Genomic DNA, 14,683 nt, shown 5'->3' with positions numbered 1-14,683 from the left:
CCCTGAAAAATGTTATTTTTTCTTTTTTGCTCTATTGTCAGCTGCTTGTGATCTTTCTTGTGCTTCTAAATCATCTTGATCAGCTAACTCTTGAGAGAATTCTATATCTCTACCATCACTAATGATTTCTTGATTTTTCTGTTTTTTCTTTTTACCCACTTTGGTTCACTCCTTACTTTTTTTCCTTTTGGACTACTCGTAGTTAAGCTTTATTATTCCTTGCTCGATCCATGGCACGATCAGCTGCTTTGAAATCTGATAAGTAATGAAATTCCTGAGCCTTACTCATCGTTTTTCTTTCTTCTCTTGCGCGTTGTTTTTTACTTTCCATAATATAACCACCTTTAAGCTCTAGCTTTTTCTGTTGTAGTTTGCTTATCCGACCAATTTTTTATACTAAAAAAACGAGCTTGTTAGGCAGCTCGTTTTTCAATTCATTTTTAAAGTGGCAAAAGACCACAATTTAAAATTAAAAGAAATTGAAGATGGTTAGTTTTTATGATTGAATGTGTAGGACTGAAGTAAAACTGTACTATGCTTCTTTTAACTCGAATACATCTGCTTGTTGTCTGTATTGGTATAAAGTAAATTGATCTTTTTCAATTTGAAATAAATCATAAATCTTTGAATTGGGATTAATTTCATTATAAATATCTTTTCGAGTTTCATTTGCTAAAGCTGCATAAGGTAACTTTTCTGCAGCCTTTCTAGACCGAACATTCTCTGTTCGAATTCTCATAAATACTGCTTCTATAGAAAGTTCATAAAACAACTCACTAAAAAATGCATCTTTTGCAATATTATTGTAGCCTTTCCCGTGATATGGTTTACCTAACCATGTACCTAAAAAACCAGCATGATTGTTAATGTCAAATAAATTAATGGTACCAATTGGGTTACCCCACTCGTCTACAACTGTTCGTGAAATGACTTCGCCTCGTTCTTCAGCCTCAATTGTTTGCTTAGTTAGGAAAAGGAACTCTTCATAAGAATGTGCTTTTTGCCGAACAAATGGGAAAACAGCTGGGTCAATCATTAATTCGTACAATTTTTGACAATCCGTTAATTCGCGCTTTTTAATCATCTTTTTTTACCCCTCCACATAGGGGCAGAAAAAGGCCTACCCCTCGAATTTAATGAAATTTCGTATCAAATTCGGGGTGGGAATCGAACCCACTAGGACCAGTAATCTGGTGGCGCAACCAATTGCCTTCCCATTCTTGCCTATTCTGTTGTAAAAAACTTGAAAAACTCAAATAAATCATGAAATATTGTCAAATATGTTGTTATTGGTTAATTATATGCACAAAAACTTAAATTTACTTACACATTTTTGTGATTACTTGAAAATCCTATATCATCATAATCGAATTCGTATCAAAATGGAACCTTTTTTTATATGTTTTTTTTGTAAATTATTACCCCATTTATTATGGTCATAATTGGGGTGGCCATATAATGAAATGGATGGTGACTCCAAAGTACAACATCTGCGTCTTTCCCTTCTTCTAAGCTACCAACCCGATTTGCGACACCTAAATTTTTTGCTGGATTAATTGTTATACCTTCAAGAGCATTCTTTTCAGGTAAACCTTCTCGCACAGCGATAGAGGCACAAATATTTAAATATTGAATGGGTGTATAAGGATGATCAGTGGTAATCGATACGTTTATGCCAAGTTCAGAAAGTATTCGATACGTATCCCATGTTTTATTTTTTAATTCAATTTTAGAACGCCTTGTTAATGTTGGCCCAATTGTTACTTGCAATGGATACTCATTTAATTCCTCTGCAATTAAATGACCTTCTGTACAATGTTCGATTCGCAAATCTAATTGAAACTCTTGGGCAAAACGAACTGCAGCTAATATATCATCAGCACGATGAGCGTGGATTCTAACAGGTATTTCGCGATTAAGCGCAGAAATGATAGGTTCCATTCGAAGATCATTTTTGTTTTGATTTCGCTTAGCTTGATAAAAAACTTCCCTAAGCATTCCCATGATCCCCATTCGAGTAATATCATTTTTATTAGAATTACTATGAACACGCTTAGGATTCTCCCCTAAGGCGATTTTCAATCCTGCTCTTTCTTTTAAAATCATTTTCTTAATGTTCTTTCCCACCGTTTTGATTACTGATGTAGTCCCACCAATCACATTTGCACTTCCTGGCATGACATGCACCGTAGTAACACCATATTTGATAGCATCTTTAAAACCGATATCTAATGGGTACACACCATCAATGGCGCGAATGTGAGGTGTTAGAGCATCAATCGTTTCGTTAGCATCATTTCCAGCCCACCCTGTTCCCTCATCATATAAACCAAGATGAGTATGAGCATCTATGAAACCAGGGAGTAAATATTTATTTTCAGCGTTTATAACTGTCATATTAGATGTAGGTTCAATGTAATTTTTTATTGCAACTATCTTCCCGTCTTTAATGAATAATGAACCTTTTTGTATTTTTTCAGAGGTAATTGGGTAAATTGTTGCATTTTCAATGAGTATTTCCATATCTAAACCCCTTTCCATCAAAATGTGCTTGGAGATAGATCCCCAAGCACATTAATCTAATGTGAAATTTTTTAAGGCATCACCTATATTAGAATATGTAAACTGATAGCCTTGGTTCATTGCTTTATTAGGTAATACTTTTTGGCCACTAAGTACAAGGGTGCTCATTTCACCTAATAGTATCTTGAGGAGAAAAGATGGTACGGGAAGCCAATGAGGCTTTTGAAATGTGGTACTTATAGCTTTTCCGAATGAGCTCATTTGTATCGGTTCTGGTCCTGTAATATTTAATGCTCCGTTAATATTTTCGTTATTTATAGCAAAATAAATCATGTTTACTGCATCATCGATATGAATCCACGATATCCATTGGCGTCCAGAACCTATTGTTCCGCCAATTAGTAGCTGATAAGGGAGTAACATCTTCGATAATGCACCACCCTCTTTTGCTAGAACGACGCCGAAACGTAGTAAAACGGTTCGAACGCCAAGTAATTCTGCTTTTAAGGCTTCTTTTTCCCATTTGTGCACAACCGATGATAAAAAATCGTCTCCAACCAGTTGATGATTTTCTGTAAAAGTATGGGTTAGTGATGTACCATAAAGGCCTATTGCAGAAGCGTTTAAAAATACCTTTGGTAATCTGTTCAATTTTTTCATTAATGAAATACATCTTCTAGTGGCTTCAATTCGACTATGTAAGATACGTTCCTTATGCTTTTTCGTCCATCTTCTATTAATAGTTTCACCAGCGAGGTTAATGAATATATCAATATCGGTTAATTGTTGTTCTGGTTTAGACTCTTTCGATAACCAATTTACGTAGGTGGTGTTCATGTTTGTTTTCTTATTTTGAACATTTCTTGTTAATATATAAATATGGTGTCCTTCATGAGCTAGTTTTTTAACTAAATGAGCGCCAATTAAACCAGTTCCACCAGCAATTACAATTTTCATAATTTACCTCCAATAGATTTTTTAGTGTACGAAAAGATACTACGTTAATTTTAGGAAGGGAAGTGATGGATGTGGCAGTGATTTCAAAAATAACTACCCAAAAGAAAAATTTAGAACGTTACAATATATTTCTAGATGATGGTCATGGAGAACAATATGCATTTAGTGTCGATCAAGGAGTTTTGGTTACATTCCAACTTAGAAAAGGATTGGAAATAACAAAAGAATTATTAACTGAAATTACTCATGAAGAGATGATAAGGAAAGGATACCATCATGCTTTAAATTACTTATCTTATCGTATGAGATCAAAAAAAGAAGTGATTGATTATTTAATAAAAAAAGAGTTTGATAAAGAAGTTATTTCTATTGTAGTTGATCGATTAATCGAGGAGAAGTACATAAATGACGCTGAATTTTCTAATGCTTTTGTTCGCTCGAGGATTAATTTAACAAACAAAGGTCCAGAACTTGTTAAAAAAGAATTAATTGAGAAAGGAATAAGTAATGTAGAAATTACTGAAAGTTTAAAGATGTACACTTTCGAAGATCAAATAGAAAAAGCTAGTACATTGTTACTGAAAAAAAACTTGAATACTAAGCGGACTTCACGAACAGAATATTATAATAAGATGAAACTATTATTATTATCTAAAGGGTTTACTTATGAAATTGCACAACATGCATTACAGAAATTAATTGAAGAAACGGTAGAGGATTTTGATGCTGAGTGGGATGCTGTAACTTATCAAGGTGAAAAAGCGCTGAGAAAATATAAAAATGAAGATGGTTGGGAGAAAAAGAAAAAAATAAAACAATACTTATATCGCCGTGGATTTACAGTCGATTTAATTGAAAAATTTATTGAAGAGTTTGTCTAAGGAAAGATAAATAAATATGTTTAGGGGAAGCAGAAATTTTCTGCTTTTTTATTTTTCCTTTTAGGACAAGCTAATAGTATTAGGAACATAAAATTCAAATTTTTATGGACTCTGTATATAGGATAACTTTGTGTAGAAAAAGGAGCATAATTATGATTACAACTTTAGTAGCACTTACACCAATAATTGCTGTACTATTATTTTTAGTTATTTTAAGAATACCAGCTGTGAAAGCTATGCCAATAAGCCTTTTGGCAACAGCTATATTAGCTATAATTTATTGGAGAGTTCCGGTTATCCAAGTGTTGGCTGCTTCACTTGAGGGAATTATCATTGGCGTTTCAATTTTATACATTGTATTCGGGGCAATTTTACTATTAAATACTTTGAAAATTAGTGGTGCGATTGATACGATTCGAAACAGTTTTTTAGGAATTACACCGGATCGTCGTGTGCAATTAATTATTATTGCATGGCTTTTTGGAGCGTTCATTGAAGGAGCAGCGGGCTTTGGAACTCCAGCAGCAATATGTGCACCATTATTGGTTGCGTTAGGTTTCCCGCCATTAGCAGCAGTTGTGTTAGCGTTAATTGCTGATAGTAGCCCTGTATCCTTTGGAGCTGTTGGTACACCAATAATTGTAGGGGTAAATCAAGGTCTTCAAGAAGGATCAATTATTGCTCCTATCGTTCAACCGTATTTAGGTGATATGAATATGCTAGATTACATGCATATCATTGGTGCTCAAGCAATGAGGGTAGATGTCTTTGTAGGAACACTAATGCCATTAATAATGGTTTTATTATTAACAAAATTTTTTGGTGAAAATCGTACGTTTAAGGAAGGGTTAAGAATTTGGAAATTTGCTATATTTGCTGGTTTAGCCTTTACAATTCCAGCACTCCTTGTAGCAACCTTTTTAGGCCCAGAATTCCCTTCAATATTTGGTGGTTTAATTGGATTAATCATTGTTGTACCGGCAGCTAAAAAGGGATTTTTATTACCGAAAGAATCATGGGATTTCCCTCAAAAAGCTAATTGGCTTCAATCATGGATTGGACGGGAAGAAGAAAGTGAAGCACCTTACGTAAAAAAGAAAGGAATGAAAAAAGAGCTACCGCTATTAGTTGCTTGGATCCCATATTTATTAGTTGGTCTTTTTCTAGTACTCACTAGGATAGAGGCAATAGGGCTAAAACAGTGGTTATTGAGCTTTAGTATAACTTGGAACAATATTTTAGGGACTAATATTGGGACGTCGCTTCAACCCCTATATTTACCTGGTACAGTTTTTATTCTTGTAGTATTGATAACATTTTTTGTTCATAATATGAGTACAAATCAGTTAGCAAGAACCTTCTCACTGTCGGGGAAGGCAATTGTAGGAAGCGCTATTGCTTTATTTACTGCAGTTCCAATGGTCCGTATTTTCATTAACTCTGGATTAAATGATGCAAACTTACAAAGTATGCCGATTGAACTGGCAAATACTGCATCAGCTTTAATGGGGGGGACTTGGCCATTAGTGGCACCTTTAATAGGCGCCTTAGGGTCATTTATTTCTGGAAGTGCAACATTTAGTAATATGATGTTCTCACTTTTCCAATTTAGTGTTGCTGATCAAATAGCAGTAGATCCAACAATTGTGGTTAGTATGCAAGTATTAGGTGCAAATGCTGGAAATATGATTTGTGTACTAAATGTGGTAGCTGCAGCCTCAGTTGTTGGTTTATTAGGAAAAGAAGGTACGATTATTCGAATGACACTTGGACCAATGTTCTACTACTCATTATTTTCCGGTTTAATTGGTCTAATATTGGCATATTTAGTTTAGATATGAAATGAAACACACAGCGTCTGTATAGGCAGATGCCGTGTGTTTTTTTGTTAAATTGCTACAATTGAAGTGATGTCTTCAAGTCAAATGTGTAAGTATAAGTAGAGATTGAGTAACGAAATACGGTACCCAATTAGAATAGAATAGAACGGGTAGTGAAGTACAGAAACACGTAAGTAAATGGGAAATTGGGAAAAGTAACTTTGCAGCAAAGGGTATACCAAATCGTGAAGGAAAAGAATAAATTCCTAGTCAAAACGAAATTTTTTCAAAGTAAATAAAGGAAATTTGTGTGTAGGATAGAAAAAGTAGCAAGTAGAAAGTGTGTACCATTGTACTTTTGTGAAAAAAGTTATTGAACTTATCCCACTCTTAAGGGGCAGTAAGACCCCCACCTCAAAGCTTAAGAAAATCGAGAAGTTTAGGTGGGCGATTAACTGCCCCTAAAGGTCCGATATAGAATAACTTTCATCAGCGAAAGCTGATGATTAGTTATTCTTATGCCCGTGGTATAAGTTGAACTAACAATCAGTCGGGGATAAAGGAAAATCCCCATTGATTGAAGTTCAGCTTTATTTGCTGAAAGTGATCATTCAAGTTATGAAAGTTTTGTTTTTCGTAAAATAACATTATAATTAAACTTACAATACTTTTTCAATGAAGTGAATCTCATCATTATTTCAGCGACCATTAAAGTTGATAAAGCGCTAATTCAACTAGATATACTATTTTAGTCGAGTAATATCTATTTTTTTGAAATTCATTAAATGGGAGTGGTCTTATTGGAGAAACGTTATAGTCAAATGACGGAGTTCGAATTACACCAAGAAATCACAAAATTAAATGATAAATCAAAGAAAGCTGAACAGATGGGTATGATAAATGAATTGGCAGTCTATGAACGTAAAATTACGATGGCAAGGTCATACTTATTAAATCATCCTGATGATTTTAAGGCAGGAGAAACCTATGAATTAAATGACGGCTCGTTATTCCATATATCGCATATGAATGGTATTTTCGCTTGGGGATTTAGAATTGGTAATGAGAACGAAGAAGAAGCCTTTCCAATTTCATTATTACTTAGAAAAGTAAACTAACTAACAAAAAGGCTACCCATAAAGGTACCCTATTTGTAGTAAATCAGTTACTACATTTGGAGTATTCGAATGAGTAGCCCTGTACCTCTACGATCTTTTTCGTGTTTGAACTTGAAGAACGTAGTTGTGAAGACTTTGTTCAGTTTCACCATTCACTTGCATAAAAGCATGTTTTGGATTTGCACGTGGAGATTGGAACGGATCTTGATAGTGGGCTCGATGGTCCTTACTATTTTTTGCCAAGATAAGCACCTCCTAGAATAATCCAAACAATGATTTCTAAATAGTTACTTTCGATTTTGATTAGAGTTCATCATTCTTTCTTGTGGATGATCTTTAATTGTGCCATCGGCTCTTTTAGAAGAATATTCTACTTTTGCTCGCGGCTCTCCGTCGAAAGACATTCGATTAGGAAATCCTTTTTCTTTATTACGCATTTGGTGAAACCTCCTTTCAAAGCGGTACGTTATTAGTATGAGTTTTCGATGAAGGATTATTAGTAGTAAAAGTTGGCTGAACTAACACGCATGTGAAATTTCTAGCAATAATTAGTAAAGGAGAGTTTGTATGGAAGAAAGATTTGAGCGTTTAGCAAAATTATTAATGGAAAAAAATTGTGACCTAAATGAACAGTTAGCTCGGAATTGGGTGGAAGCTTTGTGGGAAGACTTTGAAGCCACTAGAGCAAAAGCTGGACATGATTATGAAGGACAAGAGGTAACAGAAAGCTATGTGAAACAATTTATTCAAAATTATGGTGCTTATCTTCATAAGTTCGCCTCAAAAAATGAGAAGTTCAAGCATTTGCTAAAGTAGGTAGAAAAAAAGAGTTGCTACCATTTATTCAGTAGCAAACTCCAATTTTTTCTTTAACGTATCTTGGTTATATATCCAGCCAGTGTATGAGCTTAAAATATTGTGGTTATTGTCAATCTTTACAATAGCAACGAATGGATAATGACCTTTACTACGATAACGAAGGTCTATAAAACGAACTTCTTGATGATCACCCTCATCAACAATTTCCCAACGATACGATGGAGAAAAGGATAAAAATGCAGATAAATTTTCATCTTTTTTTGCAGCATTAATGATCGGAATATTTGGTATTGGTTCAAAAGGATAGCTTTCATGATATTTTATTTGGTCTTTTTCTGCTTGTGCAACATACATCATATCCTTTGTTCTGATAACAACATGCCACCTTCTCCATTTAAACGATGGTGATATAAAAACATGAGTAGCATCAGGATGTTCTTGCATTGCTAGTTTATATACTTTATTACGTGCATAAAAACGCCAAACATAATAAAAAATTAAGACGAAATAAAGAGTCAGAAATGTAAATCCTTGATGGAAACCAATCTGCCAAAAAATTATTGCTACTATGTGGCCAATAAATATAAATGGGTCAAAAATATAAATAACACCTAAGGCTATCCATTTCTTTTTAAAAGGATATAGAGCTTGAGTTCCGTAGGCATTAAAAATGTCGACAAATACATGCAGAATAACTGCTGAAAATGTCCACGCCCAAAGGTGAAGCAAATTAACACCCGGAATAAAAAAAGCTAATGCTGCAGTTATTAAAATAGGCCAAAGAACAACAGCGGGAATCGAATGAGTAATACCGCGATGATTGCGGATGTACTTAGCATTATTTCTTAGTTTAAGTACTGTATCAAAATCAGGTGCTTGCGATCCAATTAAGGCACCTAGCATGATAGTTTGTGCCAATAAAGGGTCATTTGCTACAACAGGGTCTAACGTTGCAATGGATCCAACAGCAATGCCCATAACAACATGCGTACCAGTATCCAATAGTGATTGCACCTCCGTTAAAAATTGACGTTGTCTCATCATAGTATCAACATCTTCTTCTAATTTATATTAGTTTTACCCGAAATTATATAGTTTAAAAAGGGGTTTTACAATATGAATAAATTAAATTTACAAATTTTTATAGAATATAAAATTAATGAGACAGAAGTTGCTCAATACGAATCTGTTATGCAAGAAGTCATAAGAAAGTTACCGGAGTATAGTGCAGAAAATATACAGTGGTTTGTTTCAACAGATCAACCAAATTTATATGTGGAAATGTTTCAAGTTCCAAATATTGCTCATTATAAAGCATTGAAAAAATTACGAAAATCTTATGAACACCCAATTTTTAGTCAGTTAGATAAGTATATAGAAGGTGGACTGGATAGATTAAACTGTTGGGCATTTCAAACAAAGCAAATTCAAGAATAGAGGAGCTAAAATGCAACTAGATAATATAGCATCAGTGAAAGGATTTCGAAATGATTTAATTAGTTGGTTTAAAGGAAATCAACGCGATTTACCTTGGCGCCAGGATAAGGATCCATACAAGATTTGGGTATCAGAAATTATGCTTCAACAAACTAGAGTAGAAACTGTAATTCCTTATTTTAATGGGTTTATTAAAAAGTTTCCTACTGTTGACGCCCTAGCTTTGGCAGATGAAGGGGATGTTCTAAAAGCTTGGGAGGGATTAGGTTATTATTCTAGAGCAAGAAATTTACAAGCAGCTGTAAGAGAAGTCCATACAAGTTATGGTGGGGTGGTACCGAACTCTAAAGCAGAAATATCTAAGTTAAAAGGGGTAGGTCCATATACTTCAGGAGCAATTCTGAGTATTGCGTTTGATATCCCGGAGCCAGCTGTAGATGGTAATGTCATGCGGGTAATCTCGCGTATTATTGCTAGCTATGATGATATTAGTAAGCAAAAAACTAGAAAAAATATTGAAGAAATAATAAAAATACTTATTAGTAAAGATGATCCGTCTGCTTTTAATCAAGGTTTGATGGAACTAGGAGCATTAATTTGTACCCCTACTACGCCTTCGTGTGCGATATGCCCTGTTCAAAAGCATTGTAAAGCATATGAAGAAAATGTACAAACTCAACTTCCTATTAAAGCAAAAAAGACAAAACCAAAAGAGAAAAAAATGGCTTGTGCTTTTATAAAAAATAAAGATGGGCAAGTTCTTATTCATCAACGTCTAAGCGTCGGTCTATTAGCAAATTTATGGGAATTCCCCAATCTTGAAATTAATGATGAAAATCCTATTGAGAAGCAATTAACCGACTTTTTGTTAACCGAATTCTCCTTACACACCATTATTGGTGAACAAATTTTCCATGTTGACCATGTTTTTTCACACCTAAAGTGGGATATTAAGATTTTTGAAGTGGAGTTGTTAAGTAGTGGTGAAAAACAGAATGAACGATCTGTTTGGGTATCTAGTTCAGAGATAAAGGCATATCCTTTTCCAGTTTCCCATCAAAAAATAATGAATCATTGCTTGAAAGGAGAAATTTAATTATGGACTTACAATTAGAAGGAAAAGTAGTATTCGTCACAGGTGGTTCAAAGGGGATTGGGAAAGCAATTGCCAAAGCTTTTAAAGAAGAAGGAGCAAAAGTAGCCATTGCTGCAAGGACGAAGCAAGATTTAGAAAAAGCTAGTATTGAACTTGACTTAGATGCTCATTACGAAGGTGACTTATCTGTGAGTGAAGATCGTGAAAATATTTTCCGTCAATTAATTAATGATTTTGGAACAGTAGATATTGTTATTAATAATGTTGGGGGAAGTAATGGAAGTACGACAGTCGAAACAGATCTTTCACTTTTCGAATCAGCGATGAACTTAAATTATTTTTCCGCTGTCCATTTTAGTAAACTGGCTGTTCCAATAATGAAAAATCAAGGGCAAGGTGTAATCATAAATATATCATCTATTTTTGGACGCGAATCTGGCGGTAAACCTACTTATAATAGTGCCAAGGCAGCTATGATTTCATTTACTAAGTCTTTGGCTGATGAAGTTATTAAGGAAGGGATCCGAGTCAATGGTGTTGCTCCTGGCTCTATCCTTCATTCAACAGGTAACTGGCAGAAACGACTTGAAGCAAATCCTACACAAATAAATGACTTTGTGGAAAAAGAAATCCCATCAGGGAGATTCGGTACTGTTGAGGAAGTAGCAAACGTTGTTCTATTTCTAGCATCGGAAAAAGCATCATGGGTTGTAGGTGCTACACTCAATGTAGATGGTGGTCAATCGAAGTCAAATTTTTAGAAAATTGTCTTGTGGAACAGCTTTATCCCACTCTTAAGCGGCAGTAAGACCCCCACCTCAAAACTTAAGAAAATCGAGAAGTTTAGGTGGGGGATAAACTGCCCCTAAAGGTCCGATAAGTTGAACTAACAATCAGTGGGGGATGAAGGAAAACCCCCACTGATTGAAGTTCAGCTTTATACTACTTTTTAGGGGCAGTAAGAATCCCACCTAAAAACTTAGGTGGGAACTTCCATTCAGGTGGAGTTGAGACTCCATCTGAATTTCCGATGTTCTAGCGAAGCTAGAACGAGTTCTCTAAGCAAAACGATAGTAAATGAGCAAGGTAGTAGCTAACACAAAGAGAAAGTTTAAAAAGATAAAAATAATTTGATCAATTTTTCGTTTGTGCATTTGAACAGGTGGATTATAAAAACTTGTATTTTCTATGATAAATGTAATTAATATTATATGAATGATGAAGTGACCAATTATTTCAAGTAGCCCAAACAACATCGTTGTAGCAACAAATATTAACGTAAGTACTAGAGCTAATAATCGGTTTAATACCCCTACTATAAGGAGATACCCGACAACAAATTCAATAAAAGCACTGATAATTACGAAGGTTACAGGTTCAAGTCCAAACGTAGGAACAGCATGATTTAAAATAATATCAATGCTCATTTCCTGGTATACCCACTTCTCTACAGCAACCCAACATAAAGATAATCCTGTTCCAAGATAAAGGGCGGGCATCCCGAATTTTTCCCACTTTGTTTTTTGAGTAAATAAAGCAAAAGCAATAGCTAAATAAAAAGCATAATCTAATGTATTAAACCATCCTATATGTAATAATGCATCCATAAATAGAATGATTATTCCTATTGCACCAATTTTAGTTGCGAGATGGTGAGGAATCAGTAGCGCAATAACTACAAATATGGCAACGATCAAAGAGAATGATGTCAAATGGATTTCAGGAGCTAAAATTGAATCCCAAAAAAGTTGTAATATGATCGCAAATGCGGTTCCGTATTTTAAGATTAAACCTGTGTAAGGTTCTAAAGTTGATAACTTTTTGTCAAATGCTTTTACAATTTTAAGCTGCATAATATAAGGAATGATTTGCGGTAAAATTGCCAAAAAGGCTGCGATTAATAATGAAACCAAAAAGAAGTTCAACGTAAGTATATTTTCAATTGGCTCTCTTATGGGTTCGAGTTCCGTAAACCATTTTACATGTAAGCCTTTCATCTTTTATCACCTCTACCAATTGAGTATGTCCTAATTACCTTTGTTTTACTTCCAGTATTGGTAGAAATTTTTTTTGAAAAATAAAAAAGCTCTTTTATGTTATGTTATAGATTGTTTGAAAGTGTGTTGTATAGTGTTTGTGTGCGATTCGAACGGAGTATTTTCGAAAATCATCATTTATGGCTTTTCAGAATATATACTACTCAACCGTTTTGCCGCTTTTCGTAATTGTTCATCACTTTCTACGAGGGCAATTCGAATATAGCCTTCCCCATGAGGACCAAAAGCATCACCAGGGGTAACAACCACACCATTTTCAATAGCTTTAAGTGTGAACTCAAAAGATGTATATCCATCGGGTATTTTAGCCCAAACAAACATGCCTCCAGCAGGAATTTTTACTTGCCATCCCTCGTTTGATAAACTTTCTACAAATGTATTTCGTCTTTTTTCATATGTCTTTCTTTGATCTTCTAAAAATTGATCGCCCTCATTTAAAGCTTTTGTTGCAGCGATTTGAATGGGTAGAAATACTCCGTAATCAAAATGAGATTTTAGTATTGCTAAAGGAGAGAGTAAATTTGCATTCCCAACTAAGTAACCTATACGACTTCCCGCTATGTTGAAGCTCTTGGATAGTGAATTAAACTCGATGGCTATGTCGCGGGACTCAGGTATCGATAAAATGCTTAACGGTCTTCTACCGTCATAAAGTAATTCGCAATATGCAAAATCATGAATAATTAATATCTCATGTTTTTTTCCGAATTCAATTAAGCTTTTGAAAAAATCTTCACTAGCCACAGCAGGGATTGGATTTCCTGGGTAGCTAATTATAAGCATTTTTGCTTTTTTGCAAACTTCTTCTGGGATCTGTTCTAAAGATGGTAGGTAATCAGCCTCTTCAATTAAAGGCATATGGTAAAGTTTACCGCCTGCAACATGAACACTCGCAGAATAGATTGGATAACCTGGATCAGGCACTATCACGATATCTCCTGGATCTAAGTAAGCTAAAGCTAAATGTGCTAAACCGTCCTGTGAACCCATAAGTTGCAGAACTTCTTCTTCTTTTAACGTAACATTAAATTTTCGATTATAGTAATGAGTTACGGCCTCCTTGAATTCTAATGTACTGTTAATGGCATAACCGTATAAATCGGTGTTTAAAGCAGAGGTAGAAAGTGTATTAGTGACAAAAGTAGGTGGTTTCAAATCCGGGCTACCGATACTTAAGTCGATGATATCAACTCCGAGGTTTAACTGTTCTTGTTTATATTGCAATAGTTGATTAAAAATCCCAGTTGATAAAGGAGCTAACCTTTTTGAGTGATTAATCATATTTACCAGTCCTTTGTGAAATTAATTATTACTCATTATTATCGCAAGAAAAGCTCTCGTCAAGGGTTTGTATTAATTTTTTCCACTAGTAGTAGAGACTCAATTAGAAGATTCATTATTTGATCGAAATCATCTATATGATCTTCATTAATTTTTCGATCGAAGCTTAAGATGGTTTTAAAAAAATATTGATGAGCTTCGTTTGGATTCCAAGTGTAATATATTTCTTGAGTTATTATAGGTCGTTTATTCCATTTGTTCTCTAACATTTGTTTGATTATTTGGGGGTTTGAAGAAATGTTTGTTAATGGACCATTTAAAGAAAGCATCAAATGGCACCCACAGTTACTTATTGTTTCTTTTTCTAAGATTTCACCATAGAGGTCTTTAGAATCCGCCTTTAGTTTTACTTTAGCTTGATAATTCTTTGAGCCACTTTTTATCGAGAAAGTAATAACATATTGACGAGACATTGACGCTAGGTCAATGTTGTCTTGCCGATCTACAATAATTATTTCATTATTAAAATCGCGCTCATAAATTTGCCCCTCCAATACAACCTTTAAATTTTCATAAATTGTCGGATCAAACATGGATTTCTCCCCTTTATAAATATAGAAATTTAGCCTGTTTCAAGCTTCCATCTTTTTAAAAATAAAACTATAGTCCAAATTAGTATAAAAAAAGGCTGAGT

At 34.4% G+C, this 14,683-nt stretch carries 18 protein-coding genes; 7 read left to right on the top strand and 11 right to left on the bottom strand.

Annotated features, from left to right (window positions below; genetic code table 11):
* Window positions 1–12 precede the first annotated feature (12 nt).
* From BKP45_RS00175 to BKP45_RS00160, 5 genes are all read right to left on the bottom strand, one after another.
* A complete protein-coding gene (locus BKP45_RS00175; protein ID WP_071387857.1) occupies window positions 13–159 on the bottom strand; it encodes a YfhD family protein in 147 nt (48 codons plus the stop codon).
* 43 nt (window positions 160–202) lie between these two features.
* On the bottom strand, window positions 203–331 hold the full coding sequence (locus BKP45_RS21315; protein WP_084787468.1) for a YfhE family protein: 129 nt from the start codon (window positions 329–331) through the stop codon (window positions 203–205).
* A 201-nt stretch (window positions 332–532) separates the two neighbouring features.
* A complete protein-coding gene (locus BKP45_RS00170) occupies window positions 533–1,084 on the bottom strand; it encodes a GNAT family N-acetyltransferase (RefSeq protein WP_071387856.1) in 552 nt (183 codons plus the stop codon).
* 311 nt (window positions 1,085–1,395) lie between these two features.
* Window positions 1,396–2,523, bottom strand: coding sequence for an amidohydrolase (locus BKP45_RS00165; protein WP_071387855.1), 1,128 nt, complete (start codon window positions 2,521–2,523; stop codon window positions 1,396–1,398).
* Between the two features lie 51 nt (window positions 2,524–2,574).
* On the bottom strand, window positions 2,575–3,480 hold the full coding sequence (locus BKP45_RS00160; RefSeq protein ID WP_071387854.1) for a TIGR01777 family oxidoreductase: 906 nt from the start codon (window positions 3,478–3,480) through the stop codon (window positions 2,575–2,577).
* A 65-nt stretch (window positions 3,481–3,545) separates the two neighbouring features.
* Between BKP45_RS00160 and recX the strand changes: the two genes are divergently transcribed.
* The 3 genes from recX to BKP45_RS00145 all read left to right on the top strand — a co-directional run bounded on the left by recX (window position 3,546) and on the right by BKP45_RS00145 (window position 7,299).
* Window positions 3,546–4,361, top strand: coding sequence for a recombination regulator RecX (gene recX, locus BKP45_RS00155; protein WP_245747350.1), 816 nt, complete (start codon window positions 3,546–3,548; stop codon window positions 4,359–4,361).
* Window positions 4,362–4,513: 152 nt separating this feature from the next.
* Window positions 4,514–6,196, top strand: coding sequence for an L-lactate permease (locus BKP45_RS00150; RefSeq protein ID WP_071387853.1), 1,683 nt, complete (start codon window positions 4,514–4,516; stop codon window positions 6,194–6,196).
* A 785-nt stretch (window positions 6,197–6,981) separates the two neighbouring features.
* A complete protein-coding gene (locus BKP45_RS00145; RefSeq protein WP_211272935.1) occupies window positions 6,982–7,299 on the top strand; it encodes a YfhH family protein in 318 nt (105 codons plus the stop codon).
* Between the two features lie 87 nt (window positions 7,300–7,386).
* Here BKP45_RS00145 and BKP45_RS21310 read toward each other — a convergent pair whose 3' ends face one another.
* Complete coding sequence (locus BKP45_RS21310; RefSeq protein WP_084034499.1) at window positions 7,387–7,542, bottom strand: YpzG family protein; 156 nt, start codon at window positions 7,540–7,542, stop codon at window positions 7,387–7,389.
* A gap of 44 nt (window positions 7,543–7,586) precedes the next feature.
* Window positions 7,587–7,736, bottom strand: a complete 150-nt coding sequence (sspK, locus tag BKP45_RS00140; RefSeq protein WP_071308000.1) for a small, acid-soluble spore protein K — start codon at window positions 7,734–7,736, stop codon at window positions 7,587–7,589.
* Window positions 7,737–7,866: 130 nt separating this feature from the next.
* Here sspK and BKP45_RS00135 point away from each other — a divergent pair, with 130 nt between their 5' ends.
* A complete protein-coding gene (locus tag BKP45_RS00135) occupies window positions 7,867–8,115 on the top strand; it encodes a YfhJ family protein (RefSeq protein WP_071387851.1) in 249 nt (82 codons plus the stop codon).
* A 24-nt stretch (window positions 8,116–8,139) separates the two neighbouring features.
* Here the strand turns inward: BKP45_RS00135 and BKP45_RS00130 are convergent, their stop codons facing one another.
* Window positions 8,140–9,120, bottom strand: a complete 981-nt coding sequence (locus BKP45_RS00130) for a metal-dependent hydrolase (RefSeq protein WP_071387850.1) — start codon at window positions 9,118–9,120, stop codon at window positions 8,140–8,142.
* 114 nt (window positions 9,121–9,234) lie between these two features.
* On the opposite strand from BKP45_RS00130, the gene BKP45_RS00125 reads away from it, so the two are divergent.
* Genes BKP45_RS00125 through BKP45_RS00115 form a run of 3 tightly spaced genes read left to right on the top strand, consistent with a single transcriptional unit; the run spans window position 9,235 to window position 11,412 of the window.
* Window positions 9,235–9,555 carry a hypothetical protein gene (locus BKP45_RS00125; protein WP_071387849.1) on the top strand — a complete coding sequence of 107 codons (321 nt, stop codon included), beginning with the start codon at window positions 9,235–9,237 and terminating at the stop codon, window positions 9,553–9,555.
* A 10-nt stretch (window positions 9,556–9,565) separates the two neighbouring features.
* Window positions 9,566–10,651: an A/G-specific adenine glycosylase gene (gene mutY / locus BKP45_RS00120; RefSeq protein ID WP_071387848.1), complete on the top strand. Its 1,086-nt coding sequence runs from the start codon at window positions 9,566–9,568 to the stop codon at window positions 10,649–10,651.
* Window positions 10,652–10,653: 2 nt separating this feature from the next.
* Entirely contained in the window at window positions 10,654–11,412 is a 759-nt protein-coding gene (locus BKP45_RS00115; protein ID WP_071387847.1) for an SDR family NAD(P)-dependent oxidoreductase, read from the top strand.
* 297 nt (window positions 11,413–11,709) lie between these two features.
* Here the strand turns inward: BKP45_RS00115 and BKP45_RS00110 are convergent, their stop codons facing one another.
* The 3 genes from BKP45_RS00110 to BKP45_RS00100 all read right to left on the bottom strand — a co-directional run bounded on the left by BKP45_RS00110 (window position 11,710) and on the right by BKP45_RS00100 (window position 14,582).
* A complete protein-coding gene (locus tag BKP45_RS00110; protein WP_071387846.1) occupies window positions 11,710–12,648 on the bottom strand; it encodes a DoxX family membrane protein in 939 nt (312 codons plus the stop codon).
* A gap of 177 nt (window positions 12,649–12,825) precedes the next feature.
* The gene (locus BKP45_RS00105) at window positions 12,826–13,989 is read right to left on the bottom strand and encodes an LL-diaminopimelate aminotransferase (protein ID WP_071387845.1); all 1,164 of its coding nucleotides are present in this window, start codon (window positions 13,987–13,989) and stop codon (window positions 12,826–12,828) included.
* A gap of 59 nt (window positions 13,990–14,048) precedes the next feature.
* Window positions 14,049–14,582, bottom strand: a complete 534-nt coding sequence (locus tag BKP45_RS00100; protein ID WP_071387844.1) for a hypothetical protein — start codon at window positions 14,580–14,582, stop codon at window positions 14,049–14,051.
* Between the last annotated feature and the right edge of the window lie 101 nt (window positions 14,583–14,683).

This window comes from Anaerobacillus alkalidiazotrophicus, from assembly GCF_001866055.1.
This window is presented reverse-complemented; position numbering and strand designations above follow the sequence as displayed.

Excerpts from the sequence above, each read along its gene's own strand:
- BKP45_RS21315 (WP_084787468.1), bottom strand. The coding sequence starts at position 331 with ATGGAAAGTAAAAAACAACGCGCAAGAGAAGAAAGAAAAACGATGAGT.
- BKP45_RS00135 (WP_071387851.1), top strand. The coding sequence starts at position 7,867 with ATGGAAGAAAGATTTGAGCGTTTAGCAAAATTATTAATGGAAAAAAAT.
- sspK (WP_071308000.1), bottom strand. The coding sequence starts at position 7,736 with ATGCGTAATAAAGAAAAAGGATTTCCTAATCGAATGTCTTTCGACGGA.
- BKP45_RS00100 (WP_071387844.1), bottom strand. The coding sequence starts at position 14,582 with ATGTTTGATCCGACAATTTATGAAAATTTAAAGGTTGTATTGGAGGGG.
- BKP45_RS00125 (WP_071387849.1), top strand. The coding sequence starts at position 9,235 with ATGAATAAATTAAATTTACAAATTTTTATAGAATATAAAATTAATGAG.
- BKP45_RS00170 (WP_071387856.1), bottom strand. The coding sequence starts at position 1,084 with ATGATTAAAAAGCGCGAATTAACGGATTGTCAAAAATTGTACGAATTA.
- recX (WP_245747350.1), top strand. The coding sequence starts at position 3,546 with ATGGATGTGGCAGTGATTTCAAAAATAACTACCCAAAAGAAAAATTTA.
- BKP45_RS00160 (WP_071387854.1), bottom strand. The coding sequence starts at position 3,480 with ATGAAAATTGTAATTGCTGGTGGAACTGGTTTAATTGGCGCTCATTTA.
- BKP45_RS00165 (WP_071387855.1), bottom strand. The coding sequence starts at position 2,523 with ATGGAAATACTCATTGAAAATGCAACAATTTACCCAATTACCTCTGAA.
- BKP45_RS00105 (WP_071387845.1), bottom strand. The coding sequence starts at position 13,989 with ATGATTAATCACTCAAAAAGGTTAGCTCCTTTATCAACTGGGATTTTT.
- BKP45_RS00115 (WP_071387847.1), top strand. The coding sequence starts at position 10,654 with ATGGACTTACAATTAGAAGGAAAAGTAGTATTCGTCACAGGTGGTTCA.
- BKP45_RS00110 (WP_071387846.1), bottom strand. The coding sequence starts at position 12,648 with ATGAAAGGCTTACATGTAAAATGGTTTACGGAACTCGAACCCATAAGA.
- mutY (WP_071387848.1), top strand. The coding sequence starts at position 9,566 with ATGCAACTAGATAATATAGCATCAGTGAAAGGATTTCGAAATGATTTA.
- BKP45_RS00150 (WP_071387853.1), top strand. The coding sequence starts at position 4,514 with ATGATTACAACTTTAGTAGCACTTACACCAATAATTGCTGTACTATTA.